This window comes from Candidatus Syntrophosphaera sp. (assembly GCA_019429425.1).
Classification (GTDB): Bacteria; Cloacimonadota; Cloacimonadia; order Cloacimonadales; family Cloacimonadaceae; genus Syntrophosphaera.
The window spans coordinates 1-20,532 of sequence record JAHYIU010000017.1 but is presented as its reverse complement, the minus strand read 5'-3'; the positions used below and the strand labels follow the sequence as shown (position 1 = coordinate 20,532).

Here is a 20,532-nt window from a genome sequence, read left to right as displayed (position 1 = left end):
TAGGGCTCAGAGCTGCCTTTTGATCGTATAGATGGAAAGGCGGTCACAGACGTTTTGGGCGTAGTCGGAGATCTTTTCGATGTGGATGGCGAAGAAGCGCAGCTGGCTCTTGAGGGAAAGCTCGATATCCAGGCTGAAGATCAGGCGGCGCAGCTTCTCGCCGATGTGGTCCGCCTCACGCTCGAAGAAATAGACCTTGTGGATGTAGTTGTTCACCGCGGAAAGATCGCGGAAAAAGGAGCGCACGGCGAAAACGAGCTGTTCCACGGCGGCCACGGAAGCGTGCGTCGTCTGCATCCAGAGGTCGTCCAGCACTTCCGGGATGTGGGGCATCTCGATGGAGAACTGCATCAGGGAGTCCTTGATGTTGTCCACGACCTCATCGGTGTTTTCCAGGATGGCCAATACGTCGCCCCGGTTTTCCGGGATCAGGGTGCGCTCATAAAGATAGCGTTCGATCGCCACGCGCAGGTCGTCGGCCTTCTTTTCGTTCTCGCGGATCTGGGCCAGGCGTTCTTCGAACTGGGAGTTCCGCTCCTTGAGATAGTCCTCCATCGCCTGTTGGAAGAGCAAAGCGGACTCGCTGACCACGTCCAGGAAAGAATCGATCTGCGATTCCACGAATTTGGTGGTTTTCAGGACCAGTGGCATACAATCTCCTGTCTTTCACATTCTCAGCTATAATCTTTCAGAATATACGGGCCGGGCTTTTTTGTCAAGCAGAAAAGCTTTGCCCTTCAGGAGAATAAATTCTGGCCCACGAGGGTCGCGAAAATTTATGCGGTATTCAGCCGGGCGAATGGTAATGCTTACGAAGATCAAACAAAAGGAGATGCCCCATGAAAAGCAGAATGATCCTTGTGTTCATGCTCGTTTGCATGCTCACTGCGTTGGCCGCGCAAGGCGGGCAGCACCACGCCAATTTCCCCCCTTCAGGCAGCACCGCAAACTACGGTAACCAAGGAAACCATGGCAACCAAGGCAGCCATGGCTCCGTCTACGATCCCATGCAACAGATCGAGCAGCGCCTGCAGCTTTGGGAATCGCTTTACCTGCGCAGGCTCAAGCCAGCCGAACAGAGGCGGGCCCGGGCTTTGATCAATGAGATCCGGGTCTTGCTGTATCGCCTGCCCGGAAACCAATATGGATACTGGCAGCCACAGCCAATGGATGACAGTGATTTTACCAACCTCAGGAACAGGGTCAGGAGGACCTCCTTTGGCGACAGCAAGCTGCACCTGCTGCGCCTGGCAGCAACGGAGAATTACTTCAGTTCGGCCCAGATCGCAACGCTGCTGGGCTTGTTCAGCTTTTCCGCGGACAGATTGGTGGCGTTGGAGATCCTCTATCCCCAGTGCGTGGACACACGGGCCAACTATGTGATCCTGGACGCCTTCACCTTCAGCGCGGACAAGGCCAGGGCCGTGCAGATCATGAGCGGCTGACCGCGGCGGGGGAAACTCCCCCCGCCCGGAGAGCCGAAATACATTGACAACTATCCCCCCGCAAATTACCCTGCCATTCACTATTCAGGCAGGAGTCCAACCATGCGCAAAACCCTATACCTGATCGACGGCACGGCACTTCTATACCGCTCATACTACGCCTTCATCAAGAACCCCCTGGTCAATTCCCAGGGCCAGCACACCAGCGCAGTCTACGGCGTGATCAATTCCTTTTTGCACATCCTGGAGCTCAAGCAGGCGGAGAACATCCTGATCAGTTTTGACCGCAAGGCCCCCACCTTCCGCCACGGGATCAGCGAGGAATACAAGGCAAACCGGCCACCCATGCCGGATGACCTGGTCTCGCAGGTCCAGCCGGTGCAGGATTTCTTCCGGTTGGTGGGCCTGCCGGAGATATCTTTGGACGGCTATGAGGCCGATGACGTTCTGGCCACCCTGGGCGAGCATTTCAAAGGGGACTACGACATCGTCTACGTGACCTCGGACAAGGATTACTCACAACTGGTGGAGGAACGGGCCGTGATGTTCGATCCCGCCAAGGACCTGACCCTGGACCGGGATGCCGTGTACGCCAAATACGGGATCCATCCTGAGCAGTTTGTGGATTACCTGGCCCTGGTGGGTGATTCCAGCGACAACATCCCAGGGGTGCGGGGCATCGGGCCCAAGGCCGCGGAGCCGCTGCTGAAGGAGTTTGGCAGCCTGGAGGAGATCTATGCCAGGCTGGACGAGGTTCCTGATAAATATCGCAAGAAGCTGGCCGAAAACCGAGACAACGCCTTTCTTTCCAAGGAGTTGGCCCAGATCGTGCGGGATGTCCCCATTGAGTTGCCCGCGCCCGACAAACTCAAGTTTGATCCCGGCCAATTGGCCCGGGCGGGGAATTTTTTGGCCCAATTCGAGCTTCAATCACTCAAGCGCCGGATCGAGAACCGCTATGGCGTTCCGGCCGCGGCTTCCCGGGCTGAGGAAAACCAGGAACTGGTGCAGGGCGATATTTTCAGCCAGGAAAGCCAGGAAACCCAGGCAAAGCCACGTGACCTGGAATTCACACCCCTGCTGGGGGACAGGGAGAATTTGCCCCGGCTGCTGGAAGAACTGGGCAAAGCGGAAAACGTCAGCCTGGATACGGAGACCGACTCGCTGGATCCCACGCGGGCAGTGTTGGTGGGGATCTCACTCTGCGTGAAAGAAGATGAGGCCTGGTATCTGCCTTTGGGGCATCAGATGCACGAAAACCTGCCCCTGGAAAGCACATTGCGGTCCTTGCGGCAGGCCCTGAAAGGCAAGCTGGTCCTGGGGCACAACCTCAAATACGACCTGATCGTGCTCCACCGGCATGGCTGGCCTCTGGAAAACCCGATCTGGGACACCATGCTGGCCGCCTACATCCTCGATCCCGGCACCAACCAGTATTCCCTGGATGCCTGCGCGGCGGCGGAACTCAACCATATGATGATCCCCATTTCCAGCCTGCTGGATAAAAAGCAAAAAACCAGCTTCGACTTGGTGGACGTGAACGCGGCCTGCGAATATTCAGCCGAGGACGCCTGGGCGGTGTTTCAGCTCTATCCGATCTACCGGAAAAGGCTGGAGAACACCGGACTGACGCAGCTTTTCGACCAGATCGAGATCCCGCTCATCCCAGTGCTGCAGAGGATGGAGGAAAACGGCGTGAGCCTGGACATTCCGATGCTCCAGGAGATATCCCGCAACATCAATCTGGAGCTGAAAAGCCTCAGCGAGGAGATCTACGCCTACGCTGGCTACCAGTTCAACCTCAATTCCACGCAGCAACTGGCCAAACTGCTCTTTGAGGAGAAAAAGCTGCCCGCGGGGAAAAAGACCAAGACCGGCTATTCCACTGATACCACAGTGTTGGAGGAACTGGCCGGGGATTACGAGATCGCGGACAAGCTGATCCAATTCCGCATGCTCAGCAAGCTGGAATCCACCTACGTAAGCGCCCTGCCCAAGCTGATCAATCCCGACACCGGGCGCGTCCACTCCTCCTTCAACCAGACCGTCGCCTCAACCGGCAGGCTCTCCTCCTCCAATCCCAACCTGCAAAACATTCCCATCCGCACGGAGCTGGGGCGCTCGATCCGCAAGGCCTTCATAGCCTCCGATCCCGCCTGGGCGATCATGTCCGCCGATTATTCCCAGATCGAGCTGCGCCTGCTGGCTTTGATGAGCGAGGATGAAGTATTGGTGGAGGCTTTCCAGAAGGACCTGGACATCCATCGCCAGACCGCGGCCATCATCACCGGCAAGCCCCTCGAAGAGGTGAGCAGCGAGGAACGCCGGCGCGCCAAGGTGATCAATTTCGGCCTTCTCTACGGGATGGGGCAGAAGAAGCTGGCCCGCGAGCTGGGGATCCCGCAGGACCGGGCCAAAGAGATGATCAAGCACTATTTCGAGCGCTTTCCCTCGATCGGCGCTTATATCGCGAACAGCAAGGCCGAGGCCAAGCTCAACCGCTATTGCCAGACCATCTTTGGCCGCAAGCTCTACCTGAGGAACATCAACAGCGCCAACCAGGGCCTGCGCGCCGAGGCGGAACGGGTGGCGGTGAACATGCCGATCCAGGGCAGCGCCGCCGACCTGATCAAGATCGCCATGATCGACATCCACAGCCAGTTCACGGACAACCCGAGCGTCCGCATGGTCCTGCAGGTGCACGACGAACTTGTCTTTGAAGTGAAGAGGGAATTCCTCCCCGAGGCGGAAAAGATCGTCCGCGCCGCCATGGAGAACGCCCTGCCGGAGCAATACCGCAAGATCGTAACCCTCAGGACCGACATCTCCCACGGCAAAAGCTGGTTCGAGGCCCATTAAAACCGCAAGGCCTGGCTGCGTCTGATTCGCGCTGGGCAACAAAGCTGACGTTGGCCTGAAGCACGGATCCAGGCCTTGAACTCTGAACATCCGTTTCGTTTACGTATCCCGCCGGATGATCGCCAGGCGGGTGGGCATCCGGCGGGAGGCGTACAGGAAACCAGGGGCCAGAGTTTCAGGGGGGATCGAGCGGAAATTTGCCCCCCGATTTGAAAGAGGTTAGGTAGTAAGATTGCAGTACAATGCCGGCAAGACCGTCCCGGGTCATTCGTCCTTGTTCTGGCGCAGTTTCAGCCACCACTGGATGCGTTTGGCGATCTCCTTTTCAAAGCCGAAATCCCCCGGGGTGTAATAGGTCTTTTCCTCCATCTTATCGGGGAAATACTTCTGGTAGGAGTATTTGTTCGCGTATTCGTGGTCGTATTTGTAATTCTTGCCGTAATCCAGGTCCTTCATCAGCTTGGTGGGGGCGTTGCGGATATGCAGGGGCACCCCGTAATGGCTGGTCTGGCGGGCGTCTTCGGCGGCCGCGGAATAGGCTGTGTAGAGCGCGTTGCTCTTGGGCGCGGTGGCCAGATAGACCACCAACTGGGCCAGTGCGTTGTTGGCCTCCGGCATGCCCAGAAACATGACTGTCTCCTTGGCTGCGATGGCCTGGACCAGGGCCTGCGGATCGGCCAAACCCACGTCTTCCGAGGCGAAGCGGATCAATCTGCGCACCAGATAGCGGGGATCTTCACCCGCCTCCAGCATCCGGGCCAGCCAATACAAGCCGGCCTGGGGATCGGAACCGCGCAAAGACTTGTGCAGTGCGGAGATCAGGTTGTAGTGCTCCTCGCGGTTCTTGTCGTAAAACATGGTCTTCTTTTCCAGGACGGAGGCCAGTTCCTTGAGGTCGGGATGGGGATTTTCCCTTAAGTAGGGTTCCAAAAGCTCCAGTTCGTTGAGGGCGCGGCGGGCGTCTCCTCCGCTCTGCTGGGCCAGCCAGCCTGTCACGTCCGCGTCCTCCTCAAAACCCAGTTCAGCCGTGCCTTTGGAGATGATCGCGCGCAGATCCTCTTCGGCCAGCATTGACAGCACGAAGACGTGGCAGCGCGAAAGCAGCGCCGGGATCACCTCAAAGGAAGGATTTTCCGTGGTGGCGCCGATCAGGATCACGCTGCCGGATTCCACGTAGGGCAGGAAGGCGTCCTGCTGGGATTTGTTGAAGCGATGGATCTCGTCGATGAAGATGATGGTACGCTGGTTTTGGTGTTTGTGTGCGTATTGGGCGTCCTTCATCACGGCCTTGACGTCGTTGATGCCTGAAAGTACGGCGCTGAACTGCACGAAGCGCAGGGCGGATCTTTTCTGGATGATGCGGGCGATGGTGGTCTTTCCGGTTCCGGGCGGGCCCCAGAGGATGAAGGAATGGTATTCCCCGCTGGCGATCATCTTGTTCAGGAGCGAGTTCGGGGCAACCAGTTTGCTCTGCCCGCGCAGTTCCTCTAAAGACTGGGGACGCAGTTTTTCCGCCAGGGGCGCTGTTTTTTCCGCTGCCTCCGCTTCCTCGAAGAGGTTGGTCTGGTCCTTAGTCATCCATGAAACCGTTCAGCTCGCTGGGATCGTACCACTCCAGGGCGCCGTGGATCCTCTGCATTTCGGTGAGCAGCAGGGTTTTATGCCCATCCTCCTCAACTGCGAGTTTGAGCAGCATTTTCTTCAATTCCGGGTCCCGTGTGTCCGCGGCGAAGGCTTCATAATGCTGGCGGGCTTTGTCTTCCCGGCTGATGGCAAAATCCAAAACCTTTTGCGGATCGCCGAGATCGAGTCCCTGTAGATCCTGGGCCAGCCCGCTTTCCACCTCGATCCCGAGGCCGGGGAATTCAGCGGCGAAAGCCTGGCGCAGTTTCTCCTCGTGAGTCTTTTCCAGCATGATCAGCTCGGAAAAGAGGGCGCTGGTCTGGGGATTCCGGAAGCTCTTGGAGAGTGCCAGGTACAGGTTTTGGGACCTGAGCTCCTGGCTGATCGCAAGGCGGTATAGTTCTTTTCTATCCATGGTTGTACCTCTATGTAGTCTGGCGGATGAGTTCGATCGCGTTGATGCGTTTGAGCCGCCGCAGGGGCAGAATCACGCTCAGCAGGGTGATGCAGTATGATACCAGGACCACCATCAGGTAATCCGTGGCCGCGATGCTGACCGGCAGCGGGATGGGGCTGGCTTCGCCCATGTCCAGGGTGAAGACGCCAAAGTGTTTCTGGATCCCCAGCAAAGCCGTGGCGAGCAGGATCCCCAGGAAAATGCCCAGGGTGGAAAGGATCAGGGATTGGTATAAAAAGAGGTCGCGCAGGTCGTTTCCGTGATAGCCGAAAGCCTTGAGCAAACCGAGTTCCCGCTTTTTCTGGGCGATGGATTTGAGCATGTTTCCCGTAAGGTTGAAGGAAGCGATGACATACATGAACAGCATGATCACGAACATCATGTATTTTTCGAAGCGGATGGCGCCATACAGGCTGGAATCATAAGCGCTCCAGTCCTCGATCTGATAACCCGGCAAGCTGGAGCGGAGTTGTTTGGCGTAGGACGCGGTGCGATTGAAATTGGGTGTCCGGACCTCGATGTAATCCACCTCTTCGCCATAGCCGCTGAAAAAACGGGCCGTATCGAGGGGGATGTAGCTGAAGGTTTCGTCATATTCGGGCATGCCGGCGGAAAAGACAGCCACGACCTTCAGGGTGCGAACTTTGGGCAACAGGCCAAAAGGCGTGGGGATGTCGAACAGGGGGGAAAGCAGCTGGACCTGATCGCCGGGCATCACATTCAGCCTGGCAGCGAGTCCCACGCCCAGCGCGATGCCGCCCGCGGCAAATTCCGGTCCCGAGACGTTTCCAGCCAGCAGACCCTGGGCGTCCGAGCCGCCGAATCCCTTGCGGGGCTGGAGAGCAGCGCTGGTCTGGCTGTGCAGGGCCGGATCGATCCCGAAGGACAGGGTGCTGAAGATCGCGCTGCCTTTTCTGAGCACAAGTTCGTTGCGGATCAACGGAGAGGCTATAAAACCCTGATCTTGGAGTTGCTGGATGATGGAAGCATGCTCCGCCAGGGGTTCGCCGTCCCGGCCGCTGATCCTGATCTCGCTCAGGGTGCCGACGATGCGGTCGCGGATGTCGGCCCGGAAGCCGTTCATCACGCTGCTCACGCAGATCAGGGCCATTACCCCGAGCGTGATCCCCGCGACAGTGAGCCAATGCGACCTGTCGATCAGATTGGCACCCCTGCCGCGCAGGTATTTCAGCGCCAGCCAGAACTTGCTCTTGTTGTTTTCCATCAGAGCGAGGATTATGGCCCGCCCACATTAGTCAAGAGTTTTCACTCCCGGTCCCCGCGGTCATTGAACTTGGTAAATTGTCGAAATTATCTTGGTCTGCCGTGATCCCGGGGAGTTTGGAGATAGTGTTCAGAGCAGGAATTTTGGTGTGATATCCAAGCTAGATCGGGTTGTCGCCATAGCTTTCCAGATAAGCCAGGACGAGCATTCTAACCTGTTCCAGGGCTTGACGGAAGATCGGCAGGGCAACGTTTTCTGCTTGATCGGTGAACGGGGCGGGATCATCGATGCCGATGTGGATGCGCTTGACGGGACGGGGAAAGACGGGGCAGGATTCTTTGGCATTGTCGCAAACCGTGATCACCAGGTCCAGGTCGTCGCGGCCCAGAAACTCGGTCACAGATTTGGAACGCAGGTTGGAAGTGTCTATTCCTAATTCCTCCAACACCTTGCGGGCCAGGGGATTGACCTCGGAAGGCTGCGTTCCCGCAGAATAAGCCATCCAATTACTACCCAGAAAGTGATTGATCATGGCCTCCGCCATGAGGCTGCGGCAGGAATTTCCCGTGCAGAGTATCAGTACGTTTTTCATTTCGATCTCCTTATCTGGATGGAAACCAGTGTGACGTTTTGTTGGCGATCTTTACCAGGGTCAGCATCACCGGAACTTCCACCAGCACGCCCACGATCGTGGCCAGTGCGACGGGTGAAGAAGTGCCAAACAGCGAGATCGCCACAGCCACCGATAGCTCAAAGAAGTTCGAGGCCCCGATCATACTGGCCGGGGCAGCGATGCAGTGCGGCAGCCTGATCTTGCGGCTGGCCAGATAGGCAATGAAAAAGATCAGGAAGGTCTGAAGCGTCAGAGGAATGGCGATAAGGACTATATGCAAGGGATTGGCGAGGATCACCTGGCCTTGGAACGCGAAGATGATGACCAGGGTCAGCAGCAAGCCGCCGATGGTTACATGCTTGAACTTGGGCAGGAACCTGTCTGTGAAATAGTCCAAGCCGCGCTTTCGGATCACAGAAACCCGGGTCATGTATCCTCCGGCCAAAGGTATCACTACAAACAGCACCACGGAGAGCAGCAAAGTGTCCCAGGGGATCCTGATCCCGCTGATGCCGAGAAGCAGCGCCACGATCGGAGTGAAGGCAGCCAGGATGATCAGATCGTTGGTTGCCACCTGGACAACTGTATAAGCGGGATTTCCCTTGGTGAGGTGGCTCCAGACAAAGACCATCGCAGTGCAGGGCGCTGCCCCCAGCAGAATTGCCCCGGCCAGATAATCCCTTGCCAGTTCAGCCGGGATCAGAGCCTTGAATACAACAAAGAAGAAGAACCAGGCGATGGCATACATCGTGAACGGCTTGATCAGCCAGTTCGTGATCCAGGTCACATACAGCCCGCGGGGATTTTTGCCCACGTTCTTGATGCTGGCAAAATCGACCTTCATCATCATCGGATAGATCATCAGCCAGATCAGGATCGCGATCGGCAGCGAAACCCGGGCGTATTCGAATCTTCCCAAAAATGCTGGAATTCCGGGCAGGAACTTGCCGATCACAATTCCCGCCGCCATGCACAGGATCACCCACAGGGTCAGGTATTTCTCAAAGAAACTGATCCCTGGCGCTTGCGTGGTTTCGGTTCTCATCACCTACTCCAAGTTTTCAGGTTTTTTCAATTTATCCACAGCCGCCTGAAAAACCATGTCCGCCGGAACTTTCTTCACAGCTTTGGCGATGTTTATGGCCAGCTTGATCTGCTCATCGTCAAGTCCGGCTTTCCTGGCTTGAGGAATATGGTGCTCGATGCAGGCGACGCAATTACTGCCCATGGCAGCGCCGATTCTCACCAGCTCTTTCTCTATGTTCGTAAGTCTTTTCATGTTCCACCTCTGAGGATTTGAATTTGCCTAAGCTCTACAACAAAATGTTAAACGCAAAACCCGATATCACAGCAGTCATAAATACGGCCAGAACAATGGCCGTGACGATTTTCTTCCTGAAGATGCTCGCCAGCATGCTCATTTCCGGAATTGCCATACCTGCGCCGCCTATGATCAGGGCGATGACTGCTCCGATGCTCATGCCCTTGGAAAGGAGGGCCAAGCCGATCGGGATCGCGGTTTCTGTCCGGATGTATAGCGGAATGCCGATAACAGCGGCAATGGGAATCGTCCAGAGGCTTTTCCCACCAGCGTATTTCAGCACAATATCCTGGGGAAGATAGCCATAGATAATCGATCCAATTCCCACGCCGATCAATAGGTATACAAGTACGGATTTGTAGTCTTCCCAGGCTTTGAGGAATGCCGACTTCAGTTTGGCGGCAAAGTTCGCAGGAGCTTCCATGGCCTCTCCGCAACAAGAGCAGAGGGGATTATGCTTGATTTGATCAGCTCCCCAGACTCTACCCAGAAATATCCCGAACAGCACAGAAAGGATGAAGACCAACACGAAATAGATCAGGCATGCTTTCCATCCCACCAGGACTATCAGCATGCCCAGGATGATGGGATTCAGGAGTGGTGAGGCTATAATGAAGGACATCACTGCTCCCAGGGTTACTCCCACGTCCAGAAGTCCCTTGGTTAGGGGTATAGTTGAGCAAGCACAGAAGGGCGTAATCGACCCCGCGATGGCACCCATCACATTACCCCAGATCCCTTTACCTGACATCCATTGCTTGATCTTAACCTGGGACACATGCATCAGCAATAGTGCCACAAGTGTACTGATCCCGATGAACAAAATTGTCAATTCAACTGTAATAATCAGAAAATACTTGATGGTCAGGCCAAGTGTGTTCACGCGATCCCCCCATGTCTGGATTTATTACAAATACAGGGTTCCTTGGGTTTCGATATCATGTCGATGACTGAATGAAGGTCCCTTACTTTGTCCTGATCGATGCTGTAATACATCCAAGTGGATTCTTTTCTGCCCGCCACCAGCTTGCAGCCAATCAATGCCTTCATGTGATGGGAGAGAGTGGATTGGGACACCGTCAGGCTTTCCAGTATGTCACAGGCGCACATTTCCCCGCACGAAAGCATATCCAAAATTTTCAAACGGATCGGGTTGCTGAGAGTCTTGAAGAGTTTACTTGCTTTGCTATAGTCAGTCATTTTCTGCTCCTCAATGCGTTTGGTATCCAAGAAAACCATATATCGATAATAGTCAATATTTATATGCGTCGATATATGCGCCAAAAGGTCACTAACGGGCACACTATCTTGTTTTCTCAGTTACTCTTGGGTTTGGTGACCCCGATCTTCTCAGCCAGCATCCTTTCGATCTCTTCCTTGGGGTAGAAACCCTCGTGGCGGAAGAATTCACGGCCGTCCATATCCAGGAAGACCTGGGTGGGCATCACCCGGACTTTGTACTGCGGGCCAGCCCAGCGTTCCTTATTAAGATCGTGGAAAATCACTTTCACCAAGCCCTTGTATTCCAGCTCAATGGCTCGCATCACTGGCTGCATCATCCGACAGGGGATGCAGGATTCGGCTCCCAGTTCGATGAAGGTGACCAGGGGAACCACTTCTATCGGCTGTTCGGGTTCCAGCGTGGTTTTTTCCTCTGGTTTGGGAGCGGCGGGTGGATTTGGGTTGTTTGTTTCCGCGGGTGGCGCGATCTCATCAGTTGTGGCGATGGCAGGATTCTCCGAAACCACGCTATCCGGATTTTCTGCCTGATCGTTGTTGTTTTGGGTGTTTCCGCTTTTGGCGCTGCAAGCAGCAAGCAGCATCAGAATGGTTAACAGGATGAGTATCCTTTTCATGTGTTTACCTCATAATCCTTGGCTGGATAGTTTCTTCAGCAACATTTCCAGTATGGCCGGGTCGTAATCGAAGGTGGGTTCCTTACGCACGCCCAGTTGGGTGATGATCACGTGGTTGAAATGGGTTTTTCCCTGTTTTTCAAACATCTTTTTCAGGCAGCCGACTTTGCAGCCGTCGATCAGAAGGTCCCTGGGCGTGGCTGGATCGGCCTCTTCGCCGCAGGAGCAATCTCCGGCGCCCACACAGACTGAACAGCCCATTTTGTAGCGCCCGGCCTGATGGAGGGCGACTGTGAGGTCCAACGATATGATTCCCACATTGCTGGCCCCGGCGCAGGCGTACGCGCTGGAAGGGGCTTCGTTGGTGACGCAGCCACTGTCGCAGGAACCGGTGTCGCCGCAGGAGCAGCCGCAGCCGCATTTTTCGTCAGCCATCTCAAACTCCTTTGCCGATCAGCTTCTTGATCTCTTCAGAGGAAAGAAGTTTCCCGCTGGCGACCACCTTTTCATCGATCACCAGGGCCGGGGTCAGCATCACCCCGTAATCCATGATGGCGCTGAGATCGGTAACTTTTTCGACGGCAGCTTCGATGCCAGCGTCTTTAAGGGCCTGGAGGGCGTTGGCCTCCAGCTTCTTGCATTTGGGACAGCCTGTCCCCAGTATCTTGATTAGCATTGTTATCTCCTTATATGGGTATGAATTTCTTTAATATGAGGTAGAGTCCTGCGACAAAAACCAGCACTCCGCAAACGATCCGAACTATCTTGGTCCCCTTTGAATTGCTGCTCCATTTCAAATATGACTGCACCGAGCCGGCAAATGTCCCGGCCAATATGATCACCAGGCAGTGGCCGATAATATAGGCCAGAACGAGGGTGAGGGCAAAAACGAATTGCGATCCGGCGGAGCTGAACACGATCCCCAGGATCGGGGCCATGAAGGCGAAGGAACAGGGCCCCAGGGCTATTCCGAGCAGGAAGCCGAGGCTCAGAGCGCCCCAGATCCCCTTCCTGGCTGAATTTCCCATCCCACCGCCAATGAAGGACGGCATCTTGAAAACATCGGCAATGAAGAAAGCCATGATCAGGAAGATCACGCCCATCACCGGCTCGGTCCAGTTTCCCACGTCGCCAAGCATTTTGCCCAGCAGCCCGGTGATCAGGCCGATCAGGGCCATCATCGCCAAAATACCCAGGGTGAAAAAGGTGGAGAGCTTCAGCGCTTTGCGGGTGTTCAGGTCTTTCTGATTGTCCAGATAGCCGATGATCAGAGGAATGCTGGCCAGATGGCAGGGACTGAGCAGAACGCTCAGTATGCCCCACAGGAAAGCGGCCAGCAGGGCGATCCCCGGATTGGAGGCCAGCGCCTGGCTGAGTTGGGTAAAGATCTGCAAAATCATCCGAACACCGCTCCAAAGACGAATCCGGTGAAGGTGGACATGATCACGACCAGGGCGATGAAGGTGGCGGTCTTCTTAAAACCGAGCACGGTGTTGATCACCAGCATGCTCGGGAGCGAGAGCGCCGGACCGGCCAAGAGCAAGGCCAGTGCTGGCCCCTTACCCATTCCGCTGCCCAACAGGCCTTGCAGGATGGGAACTTCGGTGAGGGTGGCGAAATACATGAAGGCGCCGGAGATGGAGGCAAAGAAATTGGCCCAGAGGGAATTTCCGCCCACCGCTGTTTCGATCCAGGATGAAGGGATCCAGGCCTCCTGACCCGGCCTGCCCAACAGCGCGCCAGCGATCATCACGCCCATAAAGAGCAGCGGAATGATCAGCTTGGCAAAATCCCAGGTGGAATTCAGCCAGTCCTTCAATTCGCCCTTTTCAAAGATGAGGAACAGGCTCAGTAGCACCACTCCAACTACATAGGCCAAAGCAGGCTGGGAAGGGAAAAGCAAACCGGCCAGCACCACGCCGGCAGTGATGATCAGCACCTTGTGGAGCTTGAAACTGTAAAAGCGGTGCAGGCTCAGGCCCAAAAGAAAGGCGATCACGCCGGCCACGATCCAGCGCCAGGCATAGACCCAGGCCATGAACCCGGAAGCCGTTGCGCTGCCAGGCTTTGCCCAGTTCAGGGTGATCAGGATGAGGATCATCAGGCCAAAATAGACGACCGTCTTCCAAAGCGGCTGGCCTTCGCCCTCAGATGCGAAACCCGCGCCATTCTGCTGGCGCTCGTTTTCCTCCTTGCGGAAGATCAGATGCATGATCAAGCCGATCACGATGCTGAAAAAGATTGCTCCCACGGCCCGCGCGACACCCATCTGCAAGCCCAGAATGCGGGCGGTCATCACGATCGCCAGGATGTTGATCGCCGGTCCGGAATAGAGGAAGGCGATGGCGGGGCCGAGTCCGGCGCCGCGTTTGTAGATCCCGCTGAACAGGGGCAGGATCGTGCAGGAACAGACTGCCAGGATGGCGCCCGAAACCGAGGCCACGCCATAGGCGAGCACCTTTTTGGCTTTGGGCCCCAGATAGCGCATCACGCTGTCCCGGCTGATGAAAACACTCACCGCCCCGGCGATGAACAGGGCCGGGATCAGGCAGAGCAAAACATGCAGACGGGCGTATTCCTGCAGCATGAAAAAGGCTTCGTGCAGCCCGTTCAGAAAGCGGGGCGCGGTGAAAGGGATGAAATAGGCGGCCAGAAACACGGCCAGCATGACCCCCAGGATCTTTACTTCCTTCAGTTTGTCACTCATGATCTATCCTTGGTTTTTCTAACTTCGATCACACATCGGTAGATGTCCAGCACACAGGGGCAGAGCAGGCCGTAAAAGACCTGGTTGTTCTCTTTGCGGCTGTCGATGATTCCGGCGTTGCGTAAAACAGCCAGATGCCGCGAAACTGTGGACATGTCCGCTCCGATCAGTTCTTGGAGTTCGCAGACGCAATGCTCTTTTTCGTTGAGCTTGTCCAGGATAAGCAGCCGGGTGGGATGCGCCATGGCTTTCATGATGACCGCCATCTGCTCATATTTGCTATCAGTTGGCATTGTTGACACCTCTATATTGGCATAGTGGTTGCCTATTTTGCCAAACAGCCAAATACGTCAAGAAATATTTCATTTTCGGATCTTGAATTGGATCAAGCCTATCCGGTAAAAAAGATTCCGTGATATCTGCCTCAAATGACAGTGGACAAAATGCCAGATCCAGTGTTCGAGCGGTACCGGACAGGATAAAGATTGAGTTTCCGGGTGTTATGATTGTGAAATCCTGAGTATGCCTTATATTGTACTAAAAGCCATAAAGGAGTATCTGCATGAATAAGCACAAGCAGGCAAAGGGTATGAGTTGGGTAAGATTTACGGCCATGATAGCAACTTCGGTCATCATCATGTTTTTCTTAATGTATCAGCTCATCCATTCACTTGACCATGCCACATTTAGCCTGAATCGTCTGATTGCCTCATTGGTGATGGGCTGCGTCATGACAATTGTGATGTTAAGTTTCATGTGGCCGATGTATGAGAATAAACGCCTCAAGATCGCGATTATCATCGTGGCAATTGTTGGCGGCAGCATCCTGTTTTACATGAACAGAAGTCAAACACTGATCAATGATGTCAGCTTCATGAAAGCGATGATACCCCATCACTCAATTGCTATCAACAATGCGCGCAATGCGAATATCAGCGATCCGCGCGTCCGTGAACTCGCGGATGATATCATTGAAGCCCAAATCCGCGAAATCAATGCAATGAAATTGCTTCTTGACGATATAAAGCGCAACGGCGAACGTGGAGACGAAACTGTGCTTCCCGCACGTTCCGCCGAAATTACACCTGCAATTGAACAAACTGCCAAGGAGTATTTGCGTTAATTAATGACATGGAAATTGGATGATTACGAAATCCATATTCCAAGTTTATATGCATCAAGAAGTTGTCTTGGTCCCCATACTATGGCTCCCCTTATCATTACGGTGTCAATACGGACTCATTACGGACTAAGTCCGTATTGAGTCCGTAATGATAGCGTAGTGATAGGGAGAGCGATGAAGCCCGGGCAGGACAGTTAATGCTTTTAAAACTAACTCTATCATACAGATAAGGAAGGGGAATAAGCTCTGTTCCTTCGCGTGCTTGTCCGGAATTAGCTGGGGGACTCGGATAAGTTAATCGCCGGCAGTGAGTTATGATTAATTAGCGGAAATGAACAAATTCCGCTTGACAGATATAGCGGCGCTTATTATTTTGCATCCGGGCATTAAGATTGATTTCCTTAAGTCCGGATAACTGATCATTGGAGGATAATATGATTGGCGACAGAATCAAATCCCTGCGCAAACAGCTGAAACTTTCGCAGAAGGAACTGGCCGATTCCCTGAAAATCAACGCCTCGGCGATCTCCCAGATGGAGAGCAACAAGATCAAGCCTTCCTTGCAGACTCTGGCCCTGCTGGCCAAGGCCCACGGGGTCAATTTGCACTGGATGATCACGGGCAAGGGCCCGATGTTCGGAGGCTCCGGCGCTACCGTGAGCTCGACGGAACGCAGGCTGGACAAGATCCGCAGCTTCATCAACGATGAGCTGGCCATACTCGTGAAGTCCAAAGAGGAACTGAATTCCCAGGACGTTGTAGACCTGCGCGTCGTCGGAGAGATCGCGGCCGGCTTGCCAGCCGAAAGCATCGACACGAGCATGGACGTGATCAGCATGAGGCGCAGCATGATCAATGGAGAGGAGGAAGACTACATTGCCCTGCGCGTGAACGGCCACAGCATGGAACCGATGGTCTGCAACAACGATCTGGTGGTGATCCGCCGCAGCCAGGACTGGGAGAGCGCCACCGGAAACATCTGCGCGCTGCGCATCGATGGGGCGATCACCCTCAAAAGGCTCAGCTTCGACGCGCGCAAAAAGCTGATCGTCCTGCTGTCCCTAAACGAGGAATACCAGCCCCTGCTGTTCAATCCGCAGGAGCATCAGGACATAACTCTGATCGGAATGCTGCATTACCTTTACCGCAAGATGTGAGGGGGATGTAACCGATGCTTACAATTATTCTGGTGTTATGCGGCCTGAGCGCCATTATCGGGATTGTGCTGCTGGTCCTGCTGTTCAAGAAAGGCTCGGAAAACGCGGCCTTGAGAGATTCCTTGAACAGGATCGGCCAATCCCTGGAATCCTTTGAACGCTATCTGCGGGATGATCTCCAGCGCTTGCGGACAGACCTGTTGGGCACGGAAGCCGAGACGCGCAAAGAGCTGCTGGCCCTGCTTTCCAGCCAGAACGAGGCCGTAAAAAACGAACTACGGATCAACCGCGAGGAGACAGGAACCGCGCTCACCAAGCTGAACCAGCAGATCAACTCCGACGCAGCCAAAAACCGCGAAGAGCTTGGCCTGGCGCTGAACAACCTGTCCGAATCCCTGGCCCGCAAGCTGCAGGACCTGACGAATACCGAGCAAACCCAGTTCGAGTCTTTGAAAAAGGCGCTGGAGGACCGGATGGAGCAGATCCGCAGCAACAACGAGACCAAGCTCGAAGAGATGCGCAAGACGGTGGACGAGAAACTGCACGAGACCCTGGAAAAGCGCCTGGGAGACTCATTCAAGCAGGTGAGCGAGCGCCTGGAACTGGTCCACAAGGGCCTGGGTGAGATGCAAAGCCTGGCCAGCGGGGTGGGCGACCTGAAGAAGGTCCTCAGCAACGTCAAGACCCGCGGCGTGATGGGCGAGATCCAGTTGGAGATAATTTTGGAGCAGATGCTCACCCCGGAGCAGTATGTGCGCAATTTCAAACCCCACAAGCGGCGTGACGACGTGGTCGAATTTGCCGTCCGACTGCCCGGACGGGACGAGGACCAGGAAGCGGTCTATCTGCCCATCGACGCGAAATTTCCGATCGAGGACTACCATCGGCTCGTCGAGGCTTGGGAGATCGGGGATGTATCCACCGTCGAGGCAGCTCGGAAAGCCCTGCAGAGCAGGATAATCGGGTGCGCCCGCGATATCCGCAACAAGTACCTCAATCCGCCCTACACCACCGATTTTGCAATGCTCTTTCTGCCCATAGAAGGGCTTTACGCTGAAGTTTTGAGGGATCCCGAGCTGTTTGAGGTCCTGCGGCGCCAATACCAGGTGATCGTGGTGGGGCCAACGACATTCGCGGCGATCCTGAACAGCCTGCAAATGGGCTTCCGCACCCTGGCGATCGAAAAGCGCACCGGCGAGGTCTGGAAGATCCTCAGCGCCGTGAAGAACGAATTTGGCAAGTTCGGCGAGGTTTTGGAAAAGACTCAGAAGAAGCTGCAGGAAGCTTCCAACACGATTGAAACAGCCAGCCACCGCAGCCGGCAGATCCAAAAGAAACTGAACAAGGTGCAGGACCTGCCCACGGAGGATACGGTCCACATCCTGGAACTGGAAGAAGGGATAGCGTCGCTGGATGCTGATGAAACCGGGCCTGAAGACGATTTATCTTGACAGTGGCGGCGGTGTTGGTAATACTGATCTTTCATTAATAAAATTATGACAAACCAGGAGGTTTGAAATGTTTCTAACCGGAAAACAAATGGGAGAGGTGTTCTTGAAGGCGAAAAAGCAGAGGTTTGGGATCATCGCGTCCAACGTGGTGTTTGATACCCAGATCCGCGCCATCATCCAGGGCTACGCAGCTGTGAATTCCGACGGCCTAATGCAAATGAGTAGCGGGGCCTGCAAATACGCGGCCGGCGAATCCCAGGACATCAAGGCCGGAGCGCAGCTTATCTCCGCGATGGTGAGAACCTTTGCCGCACAATTCAAAAACAGCGGGGTGGGGCTGCATATCGACCACGCCACGCCGAATTACTTTGATTTCATCGTCTACTGCATCGAAAACAAGCTCGTGACCTCGGTGATGATCGACGCCTCGAAAGAAGATCTGGTGGAAAACATCCGCATCACCAAAGAGGTGGTGGATGTGGCGCACCGGCACGGGATCATCGTGGAAGGCGAGATCGGGCATATCAAGGGTACCGAGGACGAGATCGTTTCCGAAACAGAGCTTTACACCAAGCCGGAGGAAGCGCTGGAATTCGTGCAGAAGACCAATGTGGACCTCTTCGCGGCTTCCGTGGGCACAAACCACGGCGTTTCCAAAGGCGAGAACATCGTTCTGCGCCTCGACCTGATCAAGGAGATCGATGGCCTGCTGATCCGCCACGGAGTGGAGCGCGGTCTCGTTTTACACGGGGCTTCCGGGCTCACAGACGAGCAGCAGATCACCGCCATCGCCAACGGGGTGGTCAAGATCAACAAGGACACCCACTACCAGATGGACATGGCCACAGCCATCCAAGCCTATTGGGAAAAGGAAAAATACGCCATCGTCTGCCCTCCGGACGTCGATCCCGCGGCCTATATCCCCAACAAAAGCAAATTCGATCCCCGCAAATGGCTGGCCAAGGGCGAGGAAAGGATGCAGAACACGGTCACGGGTTTCTGCCAGGTGAGCGGAAGCGCCAACAACAGCATTTTATCCTAAAGGAGCTAATATGAAAAACGTAGCAATCAACGGTTTCGGACGCATCGGACGCCTCGTGCTCCGGGCCGCACTGAAATACCATCCCGACATCAATGTCGTTGCCATCAACGACCTCACCGACGCCAAGACCCTGGCCTATCTGCTCAAATACGACAGCGTGCACAAGATCTTTGACGGCGAGGTCGGCCACACCGACAACAGCATCATCGTCAACGGCAAGAACATCCGCATCTATTCCGAAAAAGACCCGGAAGCCTTGCCCTGGAAAGAGCTGGGCGTGGAACTCGTTATCGAATCCACCGGAGTTTTCAACTCCCGTGAAGGTGCTTCCAAACATCTCAAAGCCGGAGCCGCAAAGGTCATCCTCACCGCCCCGGGCAAGGACGATGTGGACGCGACCGTGGTCATGGGGGTCAATCACAATACCTTGAAACCCGAACACGCCATCGTTTCCAACGCTTCCTGCACAACCAACTGCCTGGCCCCGGTGGCCAAGGTTTTGCACGATAGGTTTGGAATCGCCAACGGATTGATGACCACGATCCATTCCTTCACCAACGACCAGCGCATCCTGGACCTGCCCCACAGGGACCTGCGTCGCGCGCGGGCTGCTTCCATGAGCATGATCCCCACCTCGACCGGCGCGGCCAAGGCCATTGGCCTGGTGATCCCGGAACTGGCCGGAAAGCTCGATGGCCTGGCGATCCGGGTGCCCACACCCGACGGCTCGCTGGTTGACCTCTGCGTAAATCTGGAACGCGAGACCAGCAAGGATGAGGTGAACGCGGCCATGAAAGAAGCCGCGGAGACCTATTTGAAGGGTTATCTGCAATACTCCGAGGAACCGCTGGTTTCCATCGACATCGTGGGAAATCACTATTCCTCGATCTTTGACGCTCCTTCCACAAACGTGAAGGGAAAACTGGTCAAAATATTCAGTTGGTACGACAACGAATGGGGCTATTCCTGCCGCGTGGTCGATCTGCTGGATTACATGAGCACGCTCTAAAACGATCAAATTGGGGGCGGCAGGTCTAAGCTCCTCCGCCCCTTTGGTTTGCTATGGCGAAGTATTTCTACACCTTTGAAGGACGCACCAAAGGACCGGTCTCACCCCGGCAGATCATGTCCCTGATCCTGGATGACGTTTTGGACAACGATTCCTACGTGATGGATTCCAAGTCACCGCATTGGATCAAGATCAGGGACATCCCGGATCTGATGCGCTACCTGCATGAATCCGATTTCAAGCTGCCGACTTCCGACGTGGCTGAAGAAGATCTCTATGTCCTGGACGAAAAAGCCCCTGTTTTCTTCCATATCCCCATCAGCCGGCTGATCGTCTGTTCAATTGCCTCGCTGGGCCTCTTTGAGTTTTACTGGCTCTACAAGAACTGGCACTATCTGCGCTGGGTGCGCAAGGACAAGAGTTTTGGGTTTTCATTTTGGCGCGACGCCAGCAACCCCTTCCGCGTGGTCGACATTTTCCGCAAGATAGCGCTGGACAAGGAACTAAACAGCGTCTTATACAGAGTTTACATTCATATGTCATAAATAGAGATAGCTGCAGTGACTCAAAGATGCTACTGTATCGTCATCCAACGCCTCAAAGACACAGACCATTTGATCCATCATTTGCTTGAGCGAATCAAA

23 protein-coding genes are annotated in these 20,532 nt (G+C 55.0%); 8 read left to right on the top strand and 15 right to left on the bottom strand.

What is annotated here, in order from left to right; all coding sequences use genetic code 11:
* Nucleotides 1-6: 6 nt before the first annotated feature.
* Nucleotides 7-651, bottom strand: coding sequence for a DUF47 family protein (locus K0B87_03030; protein MBW6513713.1), 645 nt, complete (start codon nucleotides 649-651; stop codon nucleotides 7-9).
* A 188-nt stretch (nucleotides 652-839) separates the two neighbouring features.
* On the opposite strand from K0B87_03030, the gene K0B87_03025 reads away from it, so the two are divergent.
* Both K0B87_03025 and polA read left to right on the top strand, forming a co-directional pair.
* Entirely contained in the window at nucleotides 840-1,445 is a 606-nt protein-coding gene (locus K0B87_03025; GenBank protein ID MBW6513712.1) for a DUF4476 domain-containing protein, read from the top strand.
* 102 nt (nucleotides 1,446-1,547) lie between these two features.
* A complete protein-coding gene (polA, locus tag K0B87_03020) occupies nucleotides 1,548-4,304 on the top strand; it encodes a DNA polymerase I (GenBank protein MBW6513711.1) in 2,757 nt (918 codons plus the stop codon).
* A 264-nt stretch (nucleotides 4,305-4,568) separates the two neighbouring features.
* Here polA and K0B87_03015 read toward each other — a convergent pair whose 3' ends face one another.
* From K0B87_03015 to K0B87_02950, 14 genes are all read right to left on the bottom strand, one after another.
* Complete coding sequence (locus K0B87_03015; GenBank protein ID MBW6513710.1) at nucleotides 4,569-5,882, bottom strand: replication-associated recombination protein A; 1,314 nt, start codon at nucleotides 5,880-5,882, stop codon at nucleotides 4,569-4,571.
* Nucleotides 5,875-6,342 carry a ferritin family protein gene (locus K0B87_03010; protein ID MBW6513709.1) on the bottom strand — a complete coding sequence of 156 codons (468 nt, stop codon included), beginning with the start codon at nucleotides 6,340-6,342 and terminating at the stop codon, nucleotides 5,875-5,877. The genes K0B87_03015 and K0B87_03010 overlap by 8 nt, the downstream gene beginning before the upstream one ends.
* 10 nt (nucleotides 6,343-6,352) lie before the next feature.
* On the bottom strand, nucleotides 6,353-7,609 hold the full coding sequence (locus K0B87_03005) for an ABC transporter permease (protein ID MBW6513708.1): 1,257 nt from the start codon (nucleotides 7,607-7,609) through the stop codon (nucleotides 6,353-6,355).
* A 160-nt stretch (nucleotides 7,610-7,769) separates the two neighbouring features.
* A complete protein-coding gene (locus tag K0B87_03000) occupies nucleotides 7,770-8,201 on the bottom strand; it encodes an arsenate reductase ArsC (GenBank protein ID MBW6513707.1) in 432 nt (143 codons plus the stop codon).
* A gap of 10 nt (nucleotides 8,202-8,211) precedes the next feature.
* Nucleotides 8,212-9,267, bottom strand: coding sequence for an ACR3 family arsenite efflux transporter (gene arsB / locus K0B87_02995; protein ID MBW6513706.1), 1,056 nt, complete (start codon nucleotides 9,265-9,267; stop codon nucleotides 8,212-8,214).
* A 3-nt stretch (nucleotides 9,268-9,270) separates the two neighbouring features.
* Entirely contained in the window at nucleotides 9,271-9,501 is a 231-nt protein-coding gene (locus tag K0B87_02990; protein MBW6513705.1) for a carboxymuconolactone decarboxylase family protein, read from the bottom strand.
* Nucleotides 9,502-9,535: 34 nt separating this feature from the next.
* Nucleotides 9,536-10,426, bottom strand: coding sequence for a permease (locus K0B87_02985; GenBank protein MBW6513704.1), 891 nt, complete (start codon nucleotides 10,424-10,426; stop codon nucleotides 9,536-9,538).
* Nucleotides 10,423-10,743, bottom strand: a complete 321-nt coding sequence (locus K0B87_02980) for a metalloregulator ArsR/SmtB family transcription factor (protein ID MBW6513703.1) — start codon at nucleotides 10,741-10,743, stop codon at nucleotides 10,423-10,425. The genes K0B87_02985 and K0B87_02980 overlap by 4 nt, the downstream gene beginning before the upstream one ends.
* Nucleotides 10,744-10,859: 116 nt before the next feature.
* Nucleotides 10,860-11,366 carry a thioredoxin family protein gene (locus K0B87_02975; protein MBW6513702.1) on the bottom strand — a complete coding sequence of 169 codons (507 nt, stop codon included), beginning with the start codon at nucleotides 11,364-11,366 and terminating at the stop codon, nucleotides 10,860-10,862.
* A gap of 42 nt (nucleotides 11,367-11,408) precedes the next feature.
* Nucleotides 11,409-11,834 (bottom strand): putative zinc-binding protein, encoded by a 426-nt coding sequence (locus K0B87_02970; GenBank protein MBW6513701.1) that lies wholly within the window; start codon nucleotides 11,832-11,834, stop codon nucleotides 11,409-11,411.
* A 1-nt stretch (nucleotide 11,835) separates the two neighbouring features.
* Nucleotides 11,836-12,075: a TM0996/MTH895 family glutaredoxin-like protein gene (locus K0B87_02965; protein MBW6513700.1), complete on the bottom strand. Its 240-nt coding sequence runs from the start codon at nucleotides 12,073-12,075 to the stop codon at nucleotides 11,836-11,838.
* 10 nt (nucleotides 12,076-12,085) lie between these two features.
* Nucleotides 12,086-12,799 (bottom strand): cytochrome c biogenesis protein CcdA, encoded by a 714-nt coding sequence (locus K0B87_02960; protein ID MBW6513699.1) that lies wholly within the window; start codon nucleotides 12,797-12,799, stop codon nucleotides 12,086-12,088.
* The gene (locus K0B87_02955) at nucleotides 12,796-14,106 is read right to left on the bottom strand and encodes a permease (protein ID MBW6513698.1); all 1,311 of its coding nucleotides are present in this window, start codon (nucleotides 14,104-14,106) and stop codon (nucleotides 12,796-12,798) included. The genes K0B87_02960 and K0B87_02955 overlap by 4 nt, the downstream gene beginning before the upstream one ends.
* Complete coding sequence (locus K0B87_02950; protein MBW6513697.1) at nucleotides 14,103-14,399, bottom strand: metalloregulator ArsR/SmtB family transcription factor; 297 nt, start codon at nucleotides 14,397-14,399, stop codon at nucleotides 14,103-14,105. The genes K0B87_02955 and K0B87_02950 overlap by 4 nt, the downstream gene beginning before the upstream one ends.
* A gap of 269 nt (nucleotides 14,400-14,668) precedes the next feature.
* Between K0B87_02950 and K0B87_02945 the strand changes: the two genes are divergently transcribed.
* From K0B87_02945 to K0B87_02920, 6 genes are all read left to right on the top strand, one after another.
* A complete protein-coding gene (locus K0B87_02945) occupies nucleotides 14,669-15,229 on the top strand; it encodes a DUF305 domain-containing protein (protein MBW6513696.1) in 561 nt (186 codons plus the stop codon).
* A 434-nt stretch (nucleotides 15,230-15,663) separates the two neighbouring features.
* Nucleotides 15,664-16,386 carry an XRE family transcriptional regulator gene (locus tag K0B87_02940; GenBank protein ID MBW6513695.1) on the top strand — a complete coding sequence of 241 codons (723 nt, stop codon included), beginning with the start codon at nucleotides 15,664-15,666 and terminating at the stop codon, nucleotides 16,384-16,386.
* A 14-nt stretch (nucleotides 16,387-16,400) separates the two neighbouring features.
* Nucleotides 16,401-17,837, top strand: coding sequence for a DNA recombination protein RmuC (gene rmuC, locus K0B87_02935; protein MBW6513694.1), 1,437 nt, complete (start codon nucleotides 16,401-16,403; stop codon nucleotides 17,835-17,837).
* Between the two features lie 67 nt (nucleotides 17,838-17,904).
* Nucleotides 17,905-18,879 carry a class II fructose-bisphosphate aldolase gene (locus K0B87_02930; protein ID MBW6513693.1) on the top strand — a complete coding sequence of 325 codons (975 nt, stop codon included), beginning with the start codon at nucleotides 17,905-17,907 and terminating at the stop codon, nucleotides 18,877-18,879.
* Nucleotides 18,880-18,889: 10 nt separating this feature from the next.
* Entirely contained in the window at nucleotides 18,890-19,888 is a 999-nt protein-coding gene (gene gap / locus K0B87_02925) for a type I glyceraldehyde-3-phosphate dehydrogenase (GenBank protein ID MBW6513692.1), read from the top strand.
* 53 nt (nucleotides 19,889-19,941) lie between these two features.
* Nucleotides 19,942-20,433 carry a DUF4339 domain-containing protein gene (locus K0B87_02920; GenBank protein MBW6513691.1) on the top strand — a complete coding sequence of 164 codons (492 nt, stop codon included), beginning with the start codon at nucleotides 19,942-19,944 and terminating at the stop codon, nucleotides 20,431-20,433.
* The last annotated feature ends 99 nt before the right edge of the window (nucleotides 20,434-20,532 follow it).